Annotated in this window: 22 protein-coding genes; 11 read left to right on the top strand and 11 right to left on the bottom strand. The window is 66.4% G+C overall.

What is annotated here, in order from left to right; translation table 11 throughout:
- Positions 1 to 32: 32 nt before the first annotated feature.
- From NIBR502771_RS00280 to NIBR502771_RS00270, 3 genes are all read right to left on the bottom strand, one after another.
- Positions 33 to 1235: a TerC family protein gene (locus tag NIBR502771_RS00280; protein WP_141157947.1), complete on the bottom strand. Its 1203-nt coding sequence runs from the start codon at positions 1233 to 1235 to the stop codon at positions 33 to 35.
- 37 nt (positions 1236 to 1272) lie between these two features.
- Positions 1273 to 2940, bottom strand: coding sequence for an ATP-dependent DNA helicase RecQ (locus NIBR502771_RS00275; RefSeq protein WP_141157946.1), 1668 nt, complete (start codon positions 2938 to 2940; stop codon positions 1273 to 1275).
- Positions 2941 to 3062: 122 nt separating this feature from the next.
- Positions 3063 to 4037 (bottom strand): aldo/keto reductase, encoded by a 975-nt coding sequence (locus NIBR502771_RS00270; protein ID WP_141157945.1) that lies wholly within the window; start codon positions 4035 to 4037, stop codon positions 3063 to 3065.
- A gap of 304 nt (positions 4038 to 4341) precedes the next feature.
- Between NIBR502771_RS00270 and fdhA the strand changes: the two genes are divergently transcribed.
- The gene (fdhA, locus tag NIBR502771_RS00265; protein ID WP_141157944.1) at positions 4342 to 5553 is read left to right on the top strand and encodes a formaldehyde dehydrogenase, glutathione-independent; all 1212 of its coding nucleotides are present in this window, start codon (positions 4342 to 4344) and stop codon (positions 5551 to 5553) included.
- Positions 5554 to 5665: 112 nt separating this feature from the next.
- Positions 5666 to 6019, top strand: a complete 354-nt coding sequence (locus NIBR502771_RS00260; RefSeq protein WP_141157943.1) for a GNAT family N-acetyltransferase — start codon at positions 5666 to 5668, stop codon at positions 6017 to 6019.
- A 69-nt stretch (positions 6020 to 6088) separates the two neighbouring features.
- Here NIBR502771_RS00260 and NIBR502771_RS00255 read toward each other — a convergent pair whose 3' ends face one another.
- A complete protein-coding gene (locus tag NIBR502771_RS00255) occupies positions 6089 to 6547 on the bottom strand; it encodes a hypothetical protein (RefSeq protein WP_141157942.1) in 459 nt (152 codons plus the stop codon).
- A 394-nt stretch (positions 6548 to 6941) separates the two neighbouring features.
- On the opposite strand from NIBR502771_RS00255, the gene NIBR502771_RS00250 reads away from it, so the two are divergent.
- Both NIBR502771_RS00250 and NIBR502771_RS00245 read left to right on the top strand, forming a co-directional pair.
- Positions 6942 to 7895 carry a serine hydrolase gene (locus NIBR502771_RS00250; RefSeq protein ID WP_141157941.1) on the top strand — a complete coding sequence of 318 codons (954 nt, stop codon included), beginning with the start codon at positions 6942 to 6944 and terminating at the stop codon, positions 7893 to 7895.
- Between the two features lie 68 nt (positions 7896 to 7963).
- Positions 7964 to 9325: an MFS transporter gene (locus NIBR502771_RS00245; RefSeq protein WP_141157940.1), complete on the top strand. Its 1362-nt coding sequence runs from the start codon at positions 7964 to 7966 to the stop codon at positions 9323 to 9325.
- 18 nt (positions 9326 to 9343) lie between these two features.
- Here NIBR502771_RS00245 and NIBR502771_RS00240 read toward each other — a convergent pair whose 3' ends face one another.
- From NIBR502771_RS00240 to NIBR502771_RS00230, 3 genes are all read right to left on the bottom strand, one after another.
- Positions 9344 to 10096, bottom strand: a complete 753-nt coding sequence (locus NIBR502771_RS00240) for a metalloregulator ArsR/SmtB family transcription factor (RefSeq protein ID WP_141157939.1) — start codon at positions 10094 to 10096, stop codon at positions 9344 to 9346.
- Positions 10097 to 10139: 43 nt separating this feature from the next.
- On the bottom strand, positions 10140 to 11369 hold the full coding sequence (locus tag NIBR502771_RS00235; protein WP_246839763.1) for a mechanosensitive ion channel family protein: 1230 nt from the start codon (positions 11367 to 11369) through the stop codon (positions 10140 to 10142).
- 105 nt (positions 11370 to 11474) lie between these two features.
- Positions 11475 to 11882: a DUF1304 family protein gene (locus tag NIBR502771_RS00230; protein ID WP_141157938.1), complete on the bottom strand. Its 408-nt coding sequence runs from the start codon at positions 11880 to 11882 to the stop codon at positions 11475 to 11477.
- A 116-nt stretch (positions 11883 to 11998) separates the two neighbouring features.
- Between NIBR502771_RS00230 and NIBR502771_RS00225 the strand changes: the two genes are divergently transcribed.
- On the top strand, positions 11999 to 12334 hold the full coding sequence (locus tag NIBR502771_RS00225) for a cupin domain-containing protein (protein ID WP_141157937.1): 336 nt from the start codon (positions 11999 to 12001) through the stop codon (positions 12332 to 12334).
- A 99-nt stretch (positions 12335 to 12433) separates the two neighbouring features.
- Here the strand turns inward: NIBR502771_RS00225 and NIBR502771_RS00220 are convergent, their stop codons facing one another.
- Both NIBR502771_RS00220 and NIBR502771_RS00215 read right to left on the bottom strand, forming a co-directional pair.
- Entirely contained in the window at positions 12434 to 13510 is a 1077-nt protein-coding gene (locus NIBR502771_RS00220; protein ID WP_141157936.1) for a glycerophosphodiester phosphodiesterase family protein, read from the bottom strand.
- A gap of 131 nt (positions 13511 to 13641) precedes the next feature.
- Entirely contained in the window at positions 13642 to 14883 is a 1242-nt protein-coding gene (locus NIBR502771_RS00215) for an MFS transporter (protein ID WP_141157935.1), read from the bottom strand.
- Positions 14884 to 15152: 269 nt separating this feature from the next.
- Here NIBR502771_RS00215 and NIBR502771_RS00210 point away from each other — a divergent pair, with 269 nt between their 5' ends.
- From NIBR502771_RS00210 to NIBR502771_RS00185, 6 genes are all read left to right on the top strand, one after another.
- Positions 15153 to 16070, top strand: coding sequence for a 2-hydroxyacid dehydrogenase (locus NIBR502771_RS00210; RefSeq protein WP_141157934.1), 918 nt, complete (start codon positions 15153 to 15155; stop codon positions 16068 to 16070).
- Positions 16071 to 16101: 31 nt separating this feature from the next.
- Entirely contained in the window at positions 16102 to 16569 is a 468-nt protein-coding gene (locus tag NIBR502771_RS00205) for an SRPBCC family protein (RefSeq protein WP_141157933.1), read from the top strand.
- An 8-nt stretch (positions 16570 to 16577) separates the two neighbouring features.
- Positions 16578 to 16922 (top strand): iron chaperone, encoded by a 345-nt coding sequence (locus NIBR502771_RS00200; protein WP_141157932.1) that lies wholly within the window; start codon positions 16578 to 16580, stop codon positions 16920 to 16922.
- Positions 16923 to 17059: 137 nt separating this feature from the next.
- Positions 17060 to 17383 carry a hypothetical protein gene (locus NIBR502771_RS00195; protein WP_141157931.1) on the top strand — a complete coding sequence of 108 codons (324 nt, stop codon included), beginning with the start codon at positions 17060 to 17062 and terminating at the stop codon, positions 17381 to 17383.
- 238 nt (positions 17384 to 17621) lie between these two features.
- Positions 17622 to 18008, top strand: a complete 387-nt coding sequence (locus NIBR502771_RS00190; protein ID WP_141157930.1) for a VOC family protein — start codon at positions 17622 to 17624, stop codon at positions 18006 to 18008.
- 137 nt (positions 18009 to 18145) lie between these two features.
- Entirely contained in the window at positions 18146 to 18496 is a 351-nt protein-coding gene (locus NIBR502771_RS00185) for a cupin domain-containing protein (RefSeq protein ID WP_141157929.1), read from the top strand.
- Between the two features lie 24 nt (positions 18497 to 18520).
- Here NIBR502771_RS00185 and NIBR502771_RS00180 read toward each other — a convergent pair whose 3' ends face one another.
- Positions 18521 to 19777, bottom strand: coding sequence for an MFS transporter (locus NIBR502771_RS00180; RefSeq protein WP_141157928.1), 1257 nt, complete (start codon positions 19775 to 19777; stop codon positions 18521 to 18523).
- Positions 19774 to 20235, bottom strand: coding sequence for a MarR family winged helix-turn-helix transcriptional regulator (locus NIBR502771_RS00175; protein ID WP_141157927.1), 462 nt, complete (start codon positions 20233 to 20235; stop codon positions 19774 to 19776). Before NIBR502771_RS00175 ends, NIBR502771_RS00180 begins: the two co-directional genes overlap by 4 nt.
- Positions 20236 to 20310: the final 75 nt, after the last annotated feature.

Raw genomic sequence — 20310 nt, 5'->3', positions numbered from 1 at the left:
ACATTCCACGGTCCCGAACTGGGCCGGTAACCTCAGCCCTCGTTGGCGGCCGCCCTGACTTGGGCCTTGTCGTGCTCGTCATGGGCTTTCCGGATCAGGTCCATGAACTCCGTTTCATGGCGGACCAGCCGCTTGTACTTCTCGGGAAGCTTCCGGATCTGGTCCTCCTCACGGACCATCTTGGCGAAGATCTTGTCCCGCTCCGCCATGTCCGTTTCGTAGTTGAGGTCCACGTACTCGGTGGCGTGCCGCCTCGCCCCCGATACCGCGTTCTTGGCCTTGCCCTTGGGGCTGAAGACCGAAGCGAGGATGGTCACCACCAGAACCCCGAGGATCACGCTGAGTGACAGGCCGGTGCTGACCTCCACCACGTTGACATGCCCGCCGTCGTTAATGAAGGGCAGCGTGTTTTCGTGCAGGGCGTGCAGGATGAGCTTCACGCCGATGAACCCCAGGATGGCGGCAAGGCCGTAGGAGAGGAAGATCAGCCGGTCCAGCAGGCCGTCTATCAGGAAGAACAGCTGCCGCAGGCCCATCAGCGAGAACGCCGTGGCAGTGAAGACAACAAAGACGTTCTGGGTCAGCCCGAAAATTGCCGGGATGGAGTCCAGGGCAAACAGGATGTCTGTCCCGCCGATGGCCACCATGACCAGCAGCATCGGCGTCAGGACCCGCTTGCCGTTCTCCACCGTGAACAGTTTGTCGCCATCGTAATGTTCCGAGGCGGGCAGCAGTTTCTTGGCGAGCCGGACCACCAGTCCGTCGGAGTCGTCGTCGTGGTCGTCCGGTTTGAGCAGGTTTCCCGCCGTAACCAGCAGGATGAGCCCAAAGATGTAAAACACCCAGGCGAAGCTGTTGATCAGCGCCGCACCCAGGAAGATGAAGGCCGTACGGGCAATCAGGGAGAAGACAATGCCGAAGAGCAGCACCTTCTGCTGGTCAGCCCGCGGCACCTTGAAGCTGGCCATGATGATCAGGAACACGAAAAGGTTGTCCACGGACAGGGCCTTCTCCGTGACGTAGCCGGCGAAGTACTCGGTGCCCATGTCGGATCCGCCGAACACAAGCACAACCAGCCCAAAGAGCACCGCGATGGTCACGTAGATGGCGGACCAGGTGGCTGATTCCTTGAGGGAGGGGGTGTGGGCCTTACGGACGTGGAAGAAAAAGTCGAAGGCCAGCAGCGCAACGATCGCCGCGATGGTCAGGGTCCAGGCATAAGCAGGTACGTCCACGCGGCGGGCCTTTCGTTGGGGTGTACCCCCAGCCTACCTAAGCGGGTTTCAGCAGCTGGTGCTCCACGACGGCTGCCCTGGACAGCGTTTTGTACCCTTCCTGCTCGAAGAGCACCGTGATGACATCGTCCTCGTGCCGCATCACCAGGCCGGGGCCCCAGTCCTTATGGACCACCGTGGACTGCAGCGGGAAAGGCTCGCCGGCAGCGGATGCCGGCGCGCCGCCGTCGGACTCCTTCGCCGCCGCCTGGTTGGCGGCTTCAGCACACCCGTCACAATTGCCGCAGGGGTCCGGCAGGTCCTCGCCAAAGTAGCCGAGCAGGAACTGCCGGCGGCAGCCGTCCGTCTCGGCGTAGGCGCGCATCATGGTCAGCCGCGACTGGTCAACCCGCTGCCGGGCTTCGGCCAGCTCGACGGCGTCACCCACCAACGCGGGCAGCTTGGCTTTGGACGTGAGCCGCACCCCGCGCTTCCCGGTGCTGACGGCATCGATTTCCTCCAGCTGGTTCACAAGGGACGTGATGCGCCGGGCCTTGAACCCCGTCAACTCCGCGAGGGAGGACTTGGGCGTGGGTGCATGCGCGGCCTTGAGTACCTTCAGGACGGCAAGGAGAGACCCGGGATCGGGGGAGTGGGTGCCGAAGAATTTCCGCAGGCCAAGGTCCTCTGACCGGTAGTGCAGGACGGCTGAGGCGGGTGCGCCGTCCCTGCCTGCCCGTCCGATCTCCTGGTAGTAGGAGTCCAGCGATTCCGGGATGTCAGCGTGCACCACGAAGCGCACGTTGGGCTTGTCGATTCCCATGCCGAAGGCGGTGGTGGCCACCACCACGTCCAGCTCGTCGTTCAGGAACAGCTCGTGGATGCGTTCCCGGTCCCCGGCGGACCGGCCCGCATGGTACGCCTCGGCACGCAGCCCCTCCGCGACCAGTTTGGCGGCGTATTTCTCCGTGTCCTTCCGGGTGGCGGCGTAGAGGAGCCCATGCCCTTTGCGTGCCAGGCCGGCGACCTGCACCAGCACGGCTTTGCGCTTGTCCTTGTCTTCGTGGTGCCGGACCACGTCGAGGCTGATGTTGGGCCGGTCGAACCCATGCACCAGCACCAAGGGCTTGTTCATACCAAGCCGCTCCATAATCTCGTCCCGGACCGGAGGGGAAGCCGTAGCTGTTAGGGCAGCCACGGGCGGGTTCCCCAGCTGCGCGCGGACACGTCCGAGCGCCAGGTAGTCGGGCCGGAAGTCGTGTCCCCAGGAGGAGACGCAGTGTGCCTCATCCACGACGAACAGCGTGATGTCCAGTGCCTTGATACGGTCCACGGTTGCCTGCTTGGCCAGCTGTTCCGGGGCGAGGAACAGGAACACGGCCGAGCCTTCCCCGGCAGCGCGCCAGGCATCCTCGATTTCGGCATCGCTGTGTGAGGAATTGATGGCTACGGCGGCATCCGGTCCGAGGAGCTGGGACAGGCCGTCCAGCTGGTCCTCCTGCAGGGCAATCAGCGGTGAAACCACGACGGCGGGACGTCCCGTTGCCTTGTGCAGGTGCAGTGCTGCGACCTGGTAGATCGCTGATTTGCCGTAGCCGGTGGGCATGACGGCCAGGACATCGCGGCCTTCCGCGAGCGCGGCCATGCCGGAAAGCTGCCCGTCCCGAAGGTCCGGCAGGTTGAAGGAGGAAGCAGCAAGGGCCCGAAGGGCAGGTTCGTCGGACATGGAACTGGGCTCCGCACAGAAGGAAACTGCGGCCGCTTGCTTCAGCCGTAGGAACCACCCTACGCCAGCCCCGCCCCGCCGTCGTGCACCATTGCAGTGGCCGGCCGTGCGTGCTTCCCTGGCTACGTGTCGATAGAGGACATGTTGGGGTAGCGGGCACCGGCAGTGGACCCCGCGGGTGCCAGCTCGTCCAGGAGTTGGAGCTCGTCCTGGGTCAGCTCCACGTCCACGGCGCCGAGGTTCTCGTGCAGGCGTTCGCGTTTCTTGGTACCGGGGATCGGCACGATGTGTTCGCCCTGTGCCAGCAGCCAGGCGAGGGCCAGCTGGCCGGGAGTGCACTGTTTCCGGTCCGCCAGCTCCTTGACGCGGTCCACGAGTTCCAGGTTCCGTGTGAAGTTCTCCCCCTGGAAGCGGGGGGAGTGCCTGCGGAAATCGTCCTCGGCGAAGTCGTCCACGCTGCGGATCTGGCCGGTGAGGAAACCACGGCCCAGGGGGCTGTACGGCACGAAACCGATGCCCAGCTCCGCGAGCACGGGGAACACCTTGGTCTCGGGCTCCCGCTCCCACAGCGAGTACTCCGTCTGCAGCGCGGTGATCGGGTGCACGGCGTGGGCCCGCCGGATGGTTTCCGCGGATGCTTCGGAGAGGCCCAGGAAGCGGACCTTCCCGGCCTGGACCAGTTCCGCCATGGCGCCCACCGTGTCCTCGATGGGAACCGTCTTGTCCACCCGGTGCTGGTAGTAGAGATCGATGTGGTCCACCCCCAGCCGCTGCAGGCTGGCGTCGCAAGCGGACCGGACGTAGTCGGGCCGGCCGTTGATGCCCACCCAGGAACCGTCCTCGCGGCGTTCATTGCCGAATTTAGTGGCGAGCACAACGTCTCCGCGGCGTCCTGCAATGGCGCTGCCCACAAGTTTCTCGTTGGTGAAGGGGCCGTACATGTCGGCCGTGTCCAGCAGCGATCCGCCGGCGTCCAGGAACTCGTGGATCGTGGCCACCGACTCCTGCTCGTCACCGGTGCCGTAGAACTCGCTCATGCCCATGCAGCCAAGGCCAAGGGCGGAGACTGTCAGTTGTCCAATAGTGCGCGTTTTCATGCCGTTCTCCTCAACGGTAGAACTTGCCTGGGAACCGGCCGTCCTGCATGTGCGGAGCCGGTTGGTACAGCGTACGCCGCGAATAAGAGTTACCCGTTGGAAGCCCCCGGCAAACAAGGGGCACTTACCCCTAGACCGCTCTGGGGGCCATGCCTAGACTGGGCGGATCCCCACCCCGGGAACCGGTACCTGACCACGACAAACATCAGGATGCACCAACCGGCCAGGACTGTTCCCCACGCGGGATGTCTCACCTACCCAGATCACGGCCGTCCCACCGGACGCCTGACTACAGGAGCGATAGATGACAGGGAACAAAGCCGTTGCCTACAAAGAAGCCGGCAAGGTCGAAGTAATTGACATTGATTATCCAACGTTCGAGCTCAAAGACGGCCCCGGGGTCAACCCCGCCAATGTGGGACGCCCGGTCAACCACGGGGTCATCCTCAAGACCGTGGCCACCAACATCTGCGGATCGGACCAGCACATGGTCCGCGGCCGCACCACAGCCCCGCCCAACCTTGTGCTGGGCCATGAGATCACCGGCGAAGTGGTGGAGGTGGGCCGCGACGTCGAGTTCATCAAGGTGGGCGACCTCTGTTCCGTGCCGTTCAACATCGCCTGCGGACGCTGCCGGAACTGCAAGGAACGCAAGACCGGCATCTGCCTGAACGTGAACCCAGACCGGCCGGGCAGTGCCTACGGCTACGTGGACATGGGCGGCTGGGTGGGAGGCCAGGCCAACTACGTGCTGGTCCCGTATGCAGACTGGAACCTGCTGAAGTTCCCGGACAAGGACAAAGCCATGGAGAAGATCCTGGACCTTGCCATGCTCTCGGATATCTTCCCCACCGGGTTCCATGGTGCGGTCACAGCCGGTGTCGGCGTTGGCTCCACCGTATACGTGGCCGGTGCCGGTCCTGTTGGCCTCGCAGCGGCCACCAGCGCGCACCTGCTGGGTGCCGCCGTCGTGATTGTGGGCGACATGAACGAGGGCCGGCTGGCGCAGGCACGCAGCTTCGGCTGCGAGACTGTGGACCTTTCCAAGGGCGACCCGAAGGATCAGATCGAGCAGATCCTCGGCGTCCCGGAGGTGGACTGCGGCGTGGACGCCGTCGGTTTCGAAGCGAAGGGCCACGGCCATGACGCCAAGGAGGCACCGGCGACCGTCCTGAACTCCCTGATGGAGCTCACGGCCGCCGGCGGAGCGCTCGGCATCCCCGGCCTGTACGTCACCGGTGATCCGGGCGGCATCGATGACGCCGCCAAGAAAGGTGCGCTGTCGCTGAGCCTGGGCACGGGCTGGGCCAAGTCCCTTAGCTTCACTACCGGCCAGTGCCCGGTCATGAAGTACAACCGGCAGCTGATGATGGCCATCCTGAATGACCGGGTCAACATCGCCAAGAACGTCAACGCCAAGGCGATTCCGCTGGAGGAGGCACCGAAGGGCTACGCGGAGTTCGACGCGGGCGCAGCCACCAAGTACGTCCTGAACCCGAACGGCTACCTGAGCTGACGCGGCGGCGGGCGGGGGTGCCGGGATACACCGCCGATTGCGGAAATAAGTGGTGCCCCGTGCAGGTTAGGCTTTGCACGGGTCAGCACCATCCGCAACCGAAGGAGTTCCCTTGAGCGACATCACCGTCCGCCACAACCCCGGGCGCGAACGCTTCGAGATTCTTGATGCCGGCAATGTGATCGGCAAGGCGGCGTACAAGGAGTACGACGGCGGGGAGTCGCCGCAGCGGATTTTCTACCACACCGTCATCAACGAGGAATACGGCGGCCAGGGCCTGGCCGGCCGCTTGGCCACAGTTGCCTTGGACAGCACGGTGGAGGAGGGCATAGGCATCGTCCCGGTGTGCCCCTTCATCAAGAAGTTCCTGGCCAAGCACCCTGAATACCTGGCCAGCGTGGTGACCGTGGCCCCTGCGCACCTGGAATTCCTGGACACGGCGCTCGCCGCGCGCACCCGGGGCTAGGCTTCGGCAGGCAACGGCCTGCCGCGCTCCTTGGCTTTTACCTGGGCAGCCCACTTTCGAGCTGAGGCCTTAGTGCCGGAACCGCTCCCGGGCCGTTCGGGCGGATGTGCCGAGCGCGGCGCCGATGGCCTCCCAGGAGTCTCCGTTCGCGCGGGCCGCCCGGACGGCCGCCTCCAGCTCGGACTCCGCGTTCTCGGCAACCGTCCGGGCAGCGGTGATCCGGCGGAAGCCTGCGGCGCTTTTGTCAATGCGTGGCGTCGGGCCCAGGCGAAGGAGAGTACCGTCAATCCGTAGCGGCGCTGCCAAATGCTCCACCTGCAGCACGTATCCGTCGTCGGGGCCGCGCTGGATGAAGAGGGTGAGGACGGTCTGTCCGTCGCCATCGTCAAAGTCGACTTTTCCGTAGCTCTCACGCGGTCCAACCGGCCATGGGCGCGGCTTCAGCCGCCCTGTCGATTCGTAGTTTGCCCCCTCGTGGACGTCGTGCGCGACTCGCGCGCGCGGGGCTGGTGCTTCACGCGGGTTCATGCACCGTTCTCCTTCGAGTTGTCCTGCTGCTTCACGATCGGTTCCCCCCAACAACGTGATCTATTTGTGCCCGTGGCGGCGTGCGGCACCGCCCCCGTACAGGTACCAGTAGACGCCACGCCGATTTGAAGCGCACGAGTACCCTGTACTCGAAGTTTTCGACCCCAAAAATTGTTACCGAACCGGAGACTCCCTGGTGCGGCCGGCATTCGGGCGGCGCCAGGGAAATTGCGCGTCGCAAAAAATTCGTCGGGTCGCCGGAACGGCCCGGCGGAACGTCCGGCAAGCCTTCAGGAAGCTCCCAAATTCCGGTGATTTAATCAGCATCTGTCAGCGCGGCACACCCCCGCGCTGACGTTGTTTGAAATTGCCGAAGCGGACCAGGAGCCCTTGTATGTCCATGCACCCCATGGTGCCCAAACCCGGCCGCGATGCTCCGCCGCCGGTGCCGGGCAAGCCGCCGGCTCCGGGCACGCCGTCAGCCGGCAGGCGGCAGGGCCATAAGAGGCTGCTCATCCTGGCTGTCGCCTTGGTGCTCGTGATCATCGGCACCGTGACCCTCGCCGTGGTCCGGTCGGAGCCGCCCTCGGGCGCCGTAGTTCCCACGCAGCCCGCGGTTCCCGCCTCACCGGTGGCGGCCGCCCCGCCGTCGCTGCAGGACAGCGTGGACAACATCCTTGGTGAAGCGGACCAGTACCGGATCGGGCTGGCGCTCGCCGACGTGTCCGGCGGTGCTGAACGGACGTTTGGCGATGCGGACACCTTCACGGCGGCCAGCACGGCCAAGATCCTGACCGCCGCCGCCTACTACCACCTGGTGGAGAACGGCCAGGCGAGCCTGGACGATCCCATGGGCGACTACGACGCGGCGTTCCAGCTCAAGGCCATGGTCAACGACAGCAGCAACGATTCCTGGCTGCTCCTGATGGATGCCGTCGGCTACCCGCAACTCATTGCCTACGCGGCGTCAATCGGGGTCACCTACGATCCCGAACAGAACATGCTGACCGCGGCGGACATGGCCCTGATCCTCAAGAAGCTGTATGCGGGGGAGCTCCTGGACAAGGACAACACGGAGCAGTTGTTGAGCTACATGCAGGACACCAACAACGAGGACCTCATACCCGCAGGATCACGTTCCGGAGTGGACGTCTACCACAAGTACGGGGAGGTGGGCGGGGAACTGCACGATGCAGCGCTCCTGAGCTACCGCGGCTCCACTTTCGCACTGGTCATCTACACCGAGAACCCGGAAGGCGTGCCGGATGACGGGCAGGCCGAGGTGATCCGGGACCTCACCAGGGCCGTCGAGGACGCGCTGTTCCCGGTGGGACTGACCGCCAAGTAGCCAACGCCACACCACGATTGGCGTCCGCCAAGTCGTTCCCGGCGCCTGCTGTGGGCCAGACTGTTACCGTGAGCAACAAACCCAGGACTGCCCTGGCCGTCGCCGGACTCAGTCTGGGCACGGCACTGAACCCGCTGAATTCCTCCATGATCGCCGTGGCCCTGGTGGTGCTGCGTGCCGACTTTGGGCTCGACGTCGCGGCCGTCACCTGGGTGGTCACATCCTTCTATCTGGCCTCTGCCGCCGGCCAGCCGGTCATGGGCAGGCTGGCGGACCGGTTCGGCCCGCGGCGGATGTTCCTGCTGGGCATGGGACTGGTGGCCATCACGTGTGCGCTGGCTCCGCTGGCCCCCAACTTCGCGCTCCTCTGCGTCGCGCGTGCGGTCATGGCCCTCGGCACGGCCACCGCGTATCCGAGTGCGGTAGTGATGGTGGGCACGCTGGCACACCAGGCAAACGTGGAGGCGGCGCGCCCCCTGGGGCGGCTGCAGATGGCCAACACGTCGGCCGCCGCTGTGGGTCCCGTGGTAGGTGGTTTGCTGGTGGGTTTTGTGGGCTGGGAGTCGCTGTTCCTGGTCAACGTGCCGTTGTCCCTGGCGGCGCTGCTGATCGTCGCGAGGGCGGCACCGCCGGACAAGGCCAGGGAACGCGGCAGCGTGGCCGAGCTGGTGCGGGACTCGGATCTCCCGGGCATCGCAGGTTTCATCGGCGCGCTGTTGCTGGTCATGATGGCGGCGCTGAACGTGGCACCGGACTACCGCTGGCCGATGCTGGCTGGCGGAACCGTGCTCGCAGCGCTGTTCGCCTGGCGCGAGCTGCGCTTCGCCAAGCCCTTCATGGACCTGCGGCTGCTGGGCCGGAACCGGCCGCTGATGCTGGTGTACCTGGCCTTCGCCGTATTCAGCAGCGTTTACTACTTCGTTTTCTTTGGCCTCCCGCAGCTGCTCCAGGAGGCCGGCGGCTACGACCCCGGCGTGGTGGGCCTGCTGATGCTGCCCCTCGCCGGGATGTCGGTCGTAGCCACCCCATGGGCGGTTGCGGCGATGGGACGGTTCGGTGTCCGGCGGGTGTTGCTGGCCGGCGTCGTCCTTTTGACGGTGGTGGCGGCGCTTATGTGGGTACTGACCGGCACCCTGGCCATCCCCTTCGTGGTGGTCCTGACAGCCCTGATGGGCATCCCCTACGGAACCGTGGGCATCGCCTCCAACCAGGGCATGTTCGTCTCGACGCGGCCGCAGGACCGGGGCGTCGCGGCCGGCATCTACCAGACCTGCCGCTATGTGGGTGCCATCACCGCCACCGTGATGATCGGGGTTTTCGCGTCCGGCGGGGTGCACCAGGACAGCTGGATGCGGATGGTCCTGGCCATGCTGGTGCTGTGCGTGGTGACGTTCGGGATTTCCGTATTCTGGCGGCAGCAAAAGGCCTAGCCCACCCGCCGGGGCGGGTCAGGTGTAGAGCAGGGAGCCTGGCGTGGTGAGCTTCTCGCCGGTTTCCAGCCACGTCTTCAGGCCGGAGAGGATCATCGGCCAGCCGCCGTAGAGCTGTTCGTTGGCGCCCTCCCGCAGGTCGCTGTGCGTGACGGTGAGGTGGCAGGAATCGCCCACCGGTTCGATCTCCCAGGTGATCTTCGATGTGCCTTCGGCCTTGACGTCCTCGCCCCAGAGGGCCCGCATGGTCTGCACCAGCCGCCGCGGCGGGTCGACTTCCAGGTTTTCGCCTTCGCCGAGGATCTGCCCGGCCTTGGGGTTGCCCATTTCGAAGCGGCCGCCGGGCGTCCAGTCAGACTGCAGTGTGTTGCCGAACTGGTACTTGCTGCGGATGTCGCTGTCCGTGATGGCTTCCCAGAGCCGTTCGGGCGTGGTCTTAATGTAAATCTCGAAGATCTTTTCCATGGGACTTTCCAATCTGGATTTGAGGTCGCTGAGGGCAGCGGCCCATGGTTCTGCGTATTTGCTGACCCAGCGGTCGTGGACCAGGCGGATGGGGACGGGATTGAGGAAATGAAGCTTTTCCCGCCCGCGACGGCGGGCCACCACCAGGCCTGCGTCCTCCAGGATGCGGAGGTGCTTGGCGATCCCGAACCGGCTCATGCTGAACCGTGCCTCAAGCGCACTCAGGCTCTGGCCGTCCTCGCGGAACAGTTCGTCGAGCAGGTCCCGGCGGGTGGGGTCGGAGAGTGCTTTGAACACGTCGTCCATGACTCCCATGATAGGTGACCATATGGTCACCTATCAAGGGTTTTCAGTTGTGGGACGCCAGGTTGCGGCCGCGTTCCTCGAATACCTCGTCGCCGGGGCCGGTAAAGGCCCTCGACCGCTCCACGGCCTCCACCGATCCGGTGAACAGCTGCGATTCGTGCGGGTCCGCGTGCGCCCCTGCTGCCCCGGGCCCAGCCAGCCACCGCAACGGTGCCTTGCGCCGGGTGGCCGTGCCGGCGTCGTCCGCTGCCTGCTCCCAGCGCTGGTGTGGCAGCGCCTGCGGATGGTCCTGCTGGAGGAATGTCACCATGGTTTCGCGGACCAGGCAGCGGAGGTCGAACAGCGCTGCACTGTCCGCCGCGCTGACCAGGATGCGGATCCGGACAAAGCCTCCGGTGGCATCGGTGATCTGCAGGACGCCCACTCGCCCGTCCCACAGTTCGGTGCCGGCCAGGACGCGGCGCAGTTCGGTGCGCATGTCCTCAACGGGGGCGCGCCAGTCGAGGTCGAACTCTACGGTGCCCATGACCTCGGACTGGCGGCGCGTCCAGTTCTCGAACGGGGTGGTGGTGAAATAGGTGGAGGGCAGGATCAGCCGGCGGTCGTCCCAAAGATGCACCACCACGTAGGTGAGGGTGATCTCCTCAATACGGCCCCACTCCTTCTGGACCACCACCACGTCATCCACGCGGATGGCGTCGGTGAACGCGAGCTGCATACCGGCGAAGACATTCACCAGGGACGTCTGCGCGGCGAGGCCTGCCACGATCGAGATCACGCCCGCGGACGCCAGCAGCCCGGCCCCCAGCGCCTGGATCGCCGGGAACGTCAGCATGGCAGTGCCGACGGCGAGCACCACCACCAGTGCCACGGCGATCCGGCGGGCCAGGATCACCTGGGTGCGCAGCCGCCGCGCCCTCCTGTTGTCCGCCACGTCCACGCTGTGCCGGTTCAGCACCACAGCCTCCACGATCAGCAGGACCGCGATGGCAAGCCACGCGAACGAACCGATCATGGCAAGCAGCAGGAGATGGTCGACGCCGGCGTGCCAGCTTTCACCGCCGGCTGTCAGGTCCAGCGCGGCCCGGACGCCCACCAGGCACAGTGCCAGCCGCAGCGGCTGGCGGGCCACCCGGGAGGTGGCCTGCAGCTCGGGCCGTTTCCGGTTCAGCTTCAGGACGATCTTGCGGAGCAGCCATGACAGGGTGAGTCCGGCCGGCACGGCCAGGGCCATGGCGATGAAGGGCAGGGCGGGGTTCAGGACATCGAGCATCCTTTAACGTCTATCAAGCCTTTGCCGGGGCTCCGAATTCGGGTACCTATGGTGCGTGTCCAGTCCGGGGCTACGGCGGCCGCCGTGGACGGTCCCCCGGAGGAGCTACGGACCGAAGGGCAGCAGGAGCAGGGCCACCAAGGCAGGGACGGTTGCCGCGACCGTTCCCGGCACGCTGTCCCACTTCCGGGGGTAGTGCCCCTGGAGGTCTGCGAGCAGCATGGTGGGCGCCGTGAGGACCATGTTGGCGCAGCAGTAGACCACCAGCGTGTAGCCCACCACCAGCTGGCCGGAGTTGGCCGCGACCACTCCTGCGAGCACGCCCAGCGCGACCAGCAGGTTCCGGTACCCGGTGGGGATGGCCCACATCATCACGGCGGGGACATTCTCCGGCGGCGTACTCAGGAATTTCTGCGCCCACCTGTTGCGGCGGAGGAGGAAGCTCTCCACCGGAAAGACGAAGATATAGATGACCGCGGCCATCACCGCGAAGATCTGCGACACGGTGTTCATGCTCGAAGAGTAGGCCCGGCCTCACCGGTGCTCCATCCCCTCCCCAGGGGATTTCCAGCCGGCCCCGACCGGAAGAATCCGGCTCCCGGTGCACGAACGCGGGTAGCCTTGGGCGCATGCAGAAGATATCGATCGACGCGCTTGCCCGGCAGCAGCTCGAGGCGGCGGTCACCTCCAGCAACGGGCGCGCCGCGGACACGGTCTATGGCGGCCACGAGAAGGTCCTCCGGCAGACGGTCATGGCCATGAAGGCCGGAACCCAGTTGAGCGAGCACCAGAACCCTGGCGACGCCACGGTCTTCGTGATCCAGGGCTGCGTCAGCCTCAGGGCCGGCGGCGAGTCGTGGCAGGGCAAAGCCGGCGACCTGTTGATTGTCCCGGCCGGCCTGCACAGCCTCCACGCCGAGGAGGATTCGACGTTCCTGTTCACGGTGGCCAAGTACCGTACCTGAGCCCTGTGGCCCGGACGGACGACGGCGGCTGCCGGGCTTCCCCCAGCGGAAGTCCGGCAGCCGCCGTCGTGCCTTGACGTATGGCCCTTATCCGCGGAACTACGCCTGCGGGGCGTAGGCCTTGGGCAGCTTCAAACCGCGCTCGTCCATGACCGCGCGCAGGCGGGTGGGGTAATCGGTGATGATGCCGTCCACTCCCTGGTCCATCAGGCGCTCCATGTCCGTGGCCTTGTTGACGGTCCACGGGATGACGGCGAGGCCCAGCTGGTGTGCCTCTGCAACCATCTTGGGGGTGACGGAGCTGAACGTGGGGGAGATGACGTTGTACCCCTGGGCGGCTGCAGCCTTGGCAAGGGAGCCGCCGTAGGCGTCGATGTCGATGCCGCCCAGCTCGGGCGCGGCACCCGGCTGGCCCACCTGCATCCACTTGTCCCCGCTGGAAAGCGCAACGAGCGTCAGCTCCGGTGCCAGTTCCTTGGTGAGGTTCAGCGAGGACCAGTCGAAGGACTGGATGGTGGTGCGGTCCGCGGCGCCGGAGGCTTCGACTTCTGCCACCACGGCTTTGGTCAGCGCCACCATGCCTTCGCCGCCGGCCTTCCCGTCCTCCACCTTGGTCTCCACGTTGAAGCGGACCTTTTTGGCGTTGTACTGTTCCGCCAGCTGGTAGACGTCCTTGAGCTCGGCGATGCGGTTCCCTTCGACCACCTCCTGCTCGGGGAAGCCGGGCAGCTGCATGAAGCCGCAGTTGAGGGTCTTGACCTGGGCCAGGGACAGTTCGGCCACACGGCGGCCGACGTATGGGAACTCGGGATCACCGGCGGTGGCCGGGGCGGTATCGACGCATTTGTTGGCCTGGATGGTGTCGTCATGCCAGACGATGATCTTCCCGTCCTCGGTGAGGTGGGTGTCCAGTTCCAGGGTGCTGACGCCGAGCTTCAGGGAGTTGCCGAACGCCGCCAGCGACTCCTCGGTCCACTCGCCGCGGCCGCCGCGGTGCGCCTGGAGGTCGAAGGAGCCGTTGCGCTCGTTCGTCTTGATGGCGGAGGTGGCGGTGCCGGCAGCGTTCGACGACGGCGTTCCGGCCTCGGCGGTTTCGGCGGCGAAGGCGGCGCCCGGCGAGGCGATGGCGGCGGCGAGCAGTGCGGCGGTTGCCGCAGCGGTCAGGGCTGTGCGCATGGGGATGGTTCCTCCTGGGTGACGGGTTCCGGCGGCGCCGGGTGACCCGCCAACGGTAGGCCGGACAGGTTGCGCCCGAGGTTCACGCAGTTGGAGAGGAGGTTAACGCCAGGTTCTGCTGTGCCCAGGGATCAGGCGGGGTCCTTGACCTTGTCGGAGACGGGCCGGGGTTCCAGCCAGATGCGTTCCCGCGGGCCGGGCGGGTACGCGTACCTCTTGCCGGCGAGCGTGATGGCGAACGCGGCAACCACCGGGACTGCCGCCGCGGCCGGAACCAGCAGCGGGCCGCCGACCACCAGGGCTGCCGAGCCGTAAAGCGCGCCGATGGTGATGCCCAGCTGGATGGTCAGGACCGTGAGCCCGTTCGCAGCCTCGCTGTACTCCCCGCCGGCCCGGAGGATCGCCGACTGGTTGTAGATGCCGATGGCGCCCAGGCCTGCACCCCAGATGGTCATCAGTACCAGGGCCACTGGCAGGTTCCCAACGGCGAGCGGCAGGAGGAACATCGATAAGGCGATGGCCGCCGTCGTGATCAGCAGCGACCGGCGGGGCCGCGAATCCACGGTGAGGCCCGCGATCCAAATGCCCAGCAGGCCGGACCCGCCCAGCACCGTCAGCGAGAGGCTCGTAGCGTAGTCCGGGAGGTTCGCCTCGCGGATGAAGGGCGCAATGTAGGTGAACAGGGCGAAGTGCGCCAGGACCAGCAGCGGCCACGCGATGGCAACGGACTTCACACCCGGCTGGCCGATCGCCTTGCGCAGGGACGGCCGGGCAGCATCGGAAATGCGCTGCACGCGGGGAAGCAGCCAGAACGCGAGGACCGTCAGGACCACACCGAAGCCCGCGAGAACCAGGAACGCGGCGCGCCAGCCCAGGAATCCGCCCAGGGCAGTCCCCACCGGTGCACCGATGGCCAGGCCCAGGCTGTTGCCGCTGAAGACGATTGCCAGGGCTTTGCCCACTTTGTCTGCCGGCACCACGCGGGATACGAACGGCGCCATGGTGGTCCAAAGCAGCCCGTGCGCCAGACCGCCCACCAGCCGGGCGATCATCGCCGAGGTGAAGTCCGGTGCCAGACCCACCAGTGCGTTGCTGAGCGCGAAGGTCAGCACCAACGCAACCAACAGGGCATGCCGCGGGATCTTCCCCAACAGCCGTGCCGCCGGGACCACCGTGACCACAATGACGGCGGCGTAGGCAGCGGCAAGGTAACCGGCCACCGGCTCGGAAACGCCAAGGCCGGTACTGATCTGCGGCAGCAGCCCGGACGGGAGGAGTTCGGTGGTGATGGCTGTGAAGGCGATCGTGGCCAGGACCACCATCGCGGCATAGGGAAATCGGGCAGGGGACGGCGCGGAAATCGCGGAAGACATGGGGGAGCGTCCATTCAAAGGGTGGGGTTGGAAAGCGGCTCGCTGGCCGGACAATTCCTCCCTTAAATTTACAGGATTGGACGGGCTGTCATGGACGTGACAGGGCGCCGGCGGCAGCGTGTTGCGGAGCGAAAAATCGGCGTGGGCGGTTCCGGGGGATAGGTTGGTTGTGGAACTTCAACGCCCGCTGCAGCTGCGCCGGGCCCGGAACCCTGGAGACCCATGAGTACCTGCTGCCCTGCCCAACGGCACCTTCTGATGGTCGCCGCGTGACGGCCCCGCTGCGTGTCTGCCTGCCCGCCCACAACCTGCTGGACGCACTCACGCCCATTGACGGCGTCGAGTTTGTCCTGTGGGACCTGGACGGACCCGCGCCGGAAGGCCGGCTGGACCTTCTGGTGCCGCCCTATATGGGCAAACCAACTGCGCTCGCAGCCCTGGAGGGGGTAGACGTCGGCCTGGTGCAGAGCCAGTCCATCGGGTACGACGGCGTCTCCGCAGTTCTGCCGCCAGGCATCGCCTTCGCGAACGCGGCAGGAGTGCATGAGACGTCGACGGCGGAGCTCGCCGTGGGCATGATGGTGGCCTCCCAGCGCGGTATCCCGGACTTCGTCCGCAACCAGGAAACCGGGACCTGGGACAACAGCCCGCGGCCCAGCCTGGCTGACCGGCGGGTGCTGCTGGTGGGCTACGGGGGAGTGGGGAAGGCCATCGAAGCCCGGCTCCTGCCCTTCGAAACCGAGGTCACCCGGATGGCCAGCCGCGCCCGCGAGGACGCCCACGGGACCATTTACGGAATCGACTCGCTCCACGACCAGCTGCCGTTGCACGAGATCGTGGTGGTCAGTGTTCCGTTGGGTGGGCAGACCCGGCAGCTGGTGGATGCAAAGTTCCTGGCAGCCATGCCCGACGGAGCCCTGCTGGTGAATGTGGCCCGCGGGCCCGTGGCGGACACCGACGCCCTGCTCGCCGAGACGTCAAGCGGCCGGCTGCGGGCTGCCCTGGACGTGACCGACCCGGAGCCGCTGCCTGCGCACCACCCGCTGTGGGCCACTCCGGGCGTGCTCATCACCCCGCACGTCGGTGGCGCCAGCTCGGCCATGTTCCCCCGGATGGTCCGGCTGCTCAGGAAGCAGATTGGGCTGCTGGTGGAGGGCAAGGACCCGGTCAACGTGGTCCTCCCTTAACGCGGGCGGCCCGCGGCCCTATGCTGGGCCCATGTCTACTTTCGAAGTCCGCCGCAGCGCCGTCATCCCCGCCCCCGCCGAGGAGATCTTTCCGTTGGTGAACAACTTCCACGAATGGACCGCTTGGTCCCCCTGGGAGGCGGTCGATCCAGGGATGAGCCGCCGCTACTTCGGCAGTGACGCAGGGACCGGCGCGGGCTATGAGTGGAACGGCAACCGAAAGGCCGGCAGCGGAACCATGGAGATCGTGGAGTCCGTACCTTCGAGCCGCATCGGGATCCGGCTGCAGTTCACCAAGCCGTTCAAGGCCCTGAACCCCACGACGTTCACGTTCAGCCAGGCTCCTGGCGGCACGGAGGTGACGTGGCTGATGACCGGGGAGAACAAAGGGCTCGGAAAGGTCTTTGCGCTGTTCATGAACATGGACAAGATGGTGGGCGGCGACTTTGAGCGGGGCCTGGCCGCGCTGGCCTCCACGGTTGCGGCCAGGAAGAGCTGAGGTTCCCGTTGGGCGCCGTGGACGATGCGCTGGCCGCGCTGGATGAACCGGACCGCAGCTGCCTGCAGCATGTGGTGGAGCTCGCCAGGTCCATCGCCCCGGACACCACGGAGGGCATGAGCTACGGCATGCCCGCGCTGAAGCTGGGCGGCAAACCCCTGTTCGCCGCCGTCCAGGCAGCCAAGCACCTCTCGATCTTCCCCTTCTCCGGCGCAGTCGTCGCGGCAGTCGCGGACCGGCTGGAAGGGTATTCACTTTCCAAGGGGACCATCCGCTTCACCGCGGGCCACCCCGTGCCGGACGACGTGGTGGAGGACATCGTCCGGCTGCGCATGGCGGAGATCCGGGGATAGAGCAACGGACGACGACGGCCCCTGCCACCTGCGGCCACGCCACCGGAAGGGACGGGCGCCCGGCCACCGGAGCCCATGCAGTCCGGCAGGACTTATGGTCCTTCCGAATGCGCTGCAGGGGTGCTTAATGTGATGCCATGGCTGACACTCTTGAGTCCCTCGCGGAAAGTTTTAAGAACATGGGCGTCGCCCGCGCGTACGGCGCCCCCGTGAACCTGAACGGGGAGGAGATGGTGCCCGTGGCCCTGGTGTCCTTCGGCTTCGGTGGCGGTACGGAATCCGGGGAGGGTGCCTCCGGCGGGGGAGGCGGCGGGGTTGTGGTGCCGCTTGGTGTCTACCGCACGGTCAACGGCAGGACCGTCTTCCGCCCCAACACCATCGCCGCCCTGGTGTGCCTGGTGCCCCTGGTGACGGCAACCGGAGCCGCGGTACGCAAGGCTGTCCGGGCAGCCCGGAAATAGTTCCGGGAGGCAAGGGCCCCTTAAAAATCCCCTATTTCGCCGCGGGAAATTCAGTTCCATAATGGCCTCGTAGACTTCGGGGACCCCGCTGCGCTGGCTGCTGCCACCGCTCCGCCGGGGTTTCGGGTGGCCGCCCCGGCAGTCGGCGGGAAGGACGGCCACGAGGCCCGGCGGGGGACGGCCGGACCGTTTTCGGGGGAGAGCGACGCCATCACAACAGCAAGGGAAGTTGTTTGTCATGCTCAAAGATATGGAAGTCATGGCTGTGCTGCCTGCGAAGGATATCGACCGGGCCAAGGAATTTTATCGGGACAAGCTGGGGTTTGAGCCCGAGCGGACCATGGCCGATGGCGGCCTTGTCTACCGGTGTGGGAAGGGGACCTCGTTCCTGATTTACCAGACGGACAACGCGGGTTCGGCCAAGAACACACAAATCGGCTGGGCCAGTGATGATGTCCAGCGCGACGTGGACGAACTCCGTGCCCGCGGCGTCGTTTTCGAAGACTACGACATGCCCGGACTCAAGACCGAGAACGGCATCGCATCAATGGAGGGCTACGGCCAGGCGGCCTGGTTCCTGGACAGCGAGGGCAACATCCTCAACATCTCCTCGATGCCTTCTTGACGGCCAGGGCCCGTAGTGCAGGCCCCGCAATAAAAAGTACGACGCCGGCCCGTGCCGCCCGAAGCACCCGCACCCGGGTGCGTGGCAGCGGCAGGCCGGCGCCGCCGTCGTAAGCAGTCCGGAGGGAAGGGAAAGCGGTGGGCGTAGAAGAAGTGGTGCCGGAGACAAAGGGCGTCTCCATGGAGCTTCTGTCGACGGTGGATCTTGCCGGCGAAATTGAGGGTATGGACGGGCGCCAGCTCCGAATGCGGATGGTGACCATCGAGCCAGGCGGAGTTTTCGGCCCCCTCCATGACCACGTGGGCCGGCCCGGGACGGTTTATGTCCTTCAGGGGACTGTCACGGAGCACCGGGACGGCTTGGTCACCGAGTACGGGCCGGGGGTGGGCTGGCAGGAGGACCGCCACACCACCCATTGGCTCGAGAACAAGGGGACGGTGCCGGTTGTCGAAATCTCGGTGGACATCGTGGCCGCCCCGCAACAGTGAGGCCCCGCCACCGCAGCAGCGGGCTCAGACTGCGGGCTCGCGCCTGCCCAGGGCCATCCGGAGTGCGCCGCGCAGGGTGAGCCGGTTGCGCCTGGTGACGGCGATGACGGCGGCGATACCGGCAAGCAGGACCACGATGCCGCCCACCGCGACGGACCAGCGCGCGCCGAACTCGCTGCCGATCCAACCCACCAGCGGCGAACCGATGGCGGTGCCGCCTTGGAGGATGGCCAGGTAGAGGGCCAGTACGCGGCCCCGGAACTGTGGCTCCACGGAGAGCTGGATGCTGGTGTTGCAGCTGTTCAGGAACGTGATGGACGCCAGGCCCACGGGAATCAGGATTGCCGCGTAGACCCAGAACGTCGGGGCGATGCTGCCCAGGACCGTGAAGATGCCCAGTCCCAGCGCTCCGCCCAGCAGGAACCGCAGCCGCGGCCCGGAGCGGCGTGCCGCGAGGAGGGCGCCGGCCAGCGTGCCCACGGCCATGATGGAGCCGAGAAGCCCGAATTCACTGGGTCCCATGCGGAACTCGGTGGTGGCCATCAGCGAGTTGATCACCGGGAAGTTCATGCCGAACGCACCCAGGATGCCCACCAGGACCATGATCAGCATCAGGTCCGGCCGGCGCCGCACGTAACGGATGCCCTCGGCCACCTGGTGCTTGTTCCGCTCGCCCCTCGCGATAGGGGCGGGCTGGGTGGTGCGGATTCGGAACAGCGAAACCAGGACGGCGGCGAAGCTCGCGGCGTTGAGCAGGAACACCGGCCCGGTACCCACCCAGGCGATCAGCACGCCGGCGATGGCAGGTCCGGTGAGCCGGGCGGTGTTGAAGGATGCTGAGTTCAGGGCCACCGCATTGGAAATGTTCTCCTGGCCCACGAGCTCCGATACGAAGGCCTGGCGCGCCGGTGCGTCCACCGCGCTGGCCACGCCCAAGCAGAAGGCGGCCACGTAGGCGTGCCATAGTTGCGCGGTGCCGGTGACCACCAGGAGGCCGATGGCCAGTCCGGTGAAGCCCATGGCCAACTGCGTCCACATGAGGATGATGCGCTTGCGGTAGCGGTCTGCCAGGACCCCGCCGTAGGGGCCGAAGAGCAGCATTGGCAGGAACTGCAGGCCCGTGGTGAGGCCGACGGCGGCTCCCGAGTGATCGGTAAGCACGGTCAGGACCAGCCAGTCCTGGGCGACGCGCTGCATCCAGGTGCCGATGTTGGAGACGATCGCGCCGCTGGCCCAAATGCGGTAGTTGGGATTTTCGAGGGCGCGGAACATCGCACTCATTTGCCGCTCATTTCCTGCATGATGCGGGCTGCGCGGCTGAGAATGAGCCGGTCTTCCTCACCGAGTCCGGCCACACGCTGCGCCAACCAGGCGGTCCGCTGGCTCCGGGCCTCGGCCAGGACTTTCCTGCCGGCGTCGGTGATGTCCACGCGGACTTGCCGGCCGTCGTCGGGATCGGCGCTCCTGGTAACGAATGCCTGGTCCGCAAGTGCGTTGACGATCCTGGTCATGGACGGTGCCTGGACGTGCTCACTCCGGGCGAGATCGCGCAGGGTGCTGGGGCCGCTGCCGTTCAGGAGGGCCAGGACGGTGTACTGGCCGGGGGTGATGGCGTCTCCGGTGGCCTCGACGCGAAGCCGGCGCGACGTGCGCATCACAGCGGTGCGGAGATCGATGGCGAGGGTGTCGGGGGCGGTGGGGCCGGCGGTTGCCTGGTGCGTCGTTTGGGTGGGGGACATATAGGGGTGTGCGCCTCCTGCTGGCATTTATTAGCATTGCTAATTAGTTCTGCTAACCATTATGCCCGCGTTGGT

The sequence above is a fragment of the Pseudarthrobacter sp. NIBRBAC000502771 genome, from assembly GCF_006517215.1.
In the GTDB taxonomy this organism is placed as follows: Bacteria; Actinomycetota; Actinomycetes; order Actinomycetales; family Micrococcaceae; genus Arthrobacter; species Arthrobacter niigatensis.
The sequence above is the reverse complement of the archived record's forward strand: the minus strand, read 5'-3'. Positions and strand labels throughout refer to the sequence as shown.

What these genes read in the sequence shown, in the direction of transcription:
- NIBR502771_RS00205 (WP_141157933.1), top strand. Translation starts at nt 16,102, where the DNA reads ATGTCTACTTTCGAAGTCCGCCGCAGCGCCGTCATCCCCGCCCCCGCC.
- NIBR502771_RS00275 (WP_141157946.1), bottom strand. Translation starts at nt 2,940, where the DNA reads ATGTCCGACGAACCTGCCCTTCGGGCCCTTGCTGCTTCCTCCTTCAAC.
- NIBR502771_RS00195 (WP_141157931.1), top strand. Translation starts at nt 17,060, where the DNA reads ATGGCTGACACTCTTGAGTCCCTCGCGGAAAGTTTTAAGAACATGGGC.
- NIBR502771_RS00190 (WP_141157930.1), top strand. Translation starts at nt 17,622, where the DNA reads ATGCTCAAAGATATGGAAGTCATGGCTGTGCTGCCTGCGAAGGATATC.
- NIBR502771_RS00180 (WP_141157928.1), bottom strand. Translation starts at nt 19,777, where the DNA reads ATGAGTGCGATGTTCCGCGCCCTCGAAAATCCCAACTACCGCATTTGG.
- NIBR502771_RS00270 (WP_141157945.1), bottom strand. Translation starts at nt 4,037, where the DNA reads ATGAAAACGCGCACTATTGGACAACTGACAGTCTCCGCCCTTGGCCTT.
- NIBR502771_RS00215 (WP_141157935.1), bottom strand. Translation starts at nt 14,883, where the DNA reads ATGTCTTCCGCGATTTCCGCGCCGTCCCCTGCCCGATTTCCCTATGCC.
- NIBR502771_RS00235 (WP_246839763.1), bottom strand. Translation starts at nt 11,369, where the DNA reads ATGCTCGATGTCCTGAACCCCGCCCTGCCCTTCATCGCCATGGCCCTG.
- NIBR502771_RS00255 (WP_141157942.1), bottom strand. Translation starts at nt 6,547, where the DNA reads ATGAACCCGCGTGAAGCACCAGCCCCGCGCGCGCGAGTCGCGCACGAC.
- NIBR502771_RS00240 (WP_141157939.1), bottom strand. Translation starts at nt 10,096, where the DNA reads ATGGACGACGTGTTCAAAGCACTCTCCGACCCCACCCGCCGGGACCTG.
- NIBR502771_RS00220 (WP_141157936.1), bottom strand. Translation starts at nt 13,510, where the DNA reads ATGCGCACAGCCCTGACCGCTGCGGCAACCGCCGCACTGCTCGCCGCC.
- NIBR502771_RS00250 (WP_141157941.1), top strand. Translation starts at nt 6,942, where the DNA reads ATGTCCATGCACCCCATGGTGCCCAAACCCGGCCGCGATGCTCCGCCG.
- NIBR502771_RS00175 (WP_141157927.1), bottom strand. Translation starts at nt 20,235, where the DNA reads ATGTCCCCCACCCAAACGACGCACCAGGCAACCGCCGGCCCCACCGCC.
- NIBR502771_RS00230 (WP_141157938.1), bottom strand. Translation starts at nt 11,882, where the DNA reads ATGAACACCGTGTCGCAGATCTTCGCGGTGATGGCCGCGGTCATCTAT.
- NIBR502771_RS00225 (WP_141157937.1), top strand. Translation starts at nt 11,999, where the DNA reads ATGCAGAAGATATCGATCGACGCGCTTGCCCGGCAGCAGCTCGAGGCG.
- fdhA (WP_141157944.1), top strand. Translation starts at nt 4,342, where the DNA reads ATGACAGGGAACAAAGCCGTTGCCTACAAAGAAGCCGGCAAGGTCGAA.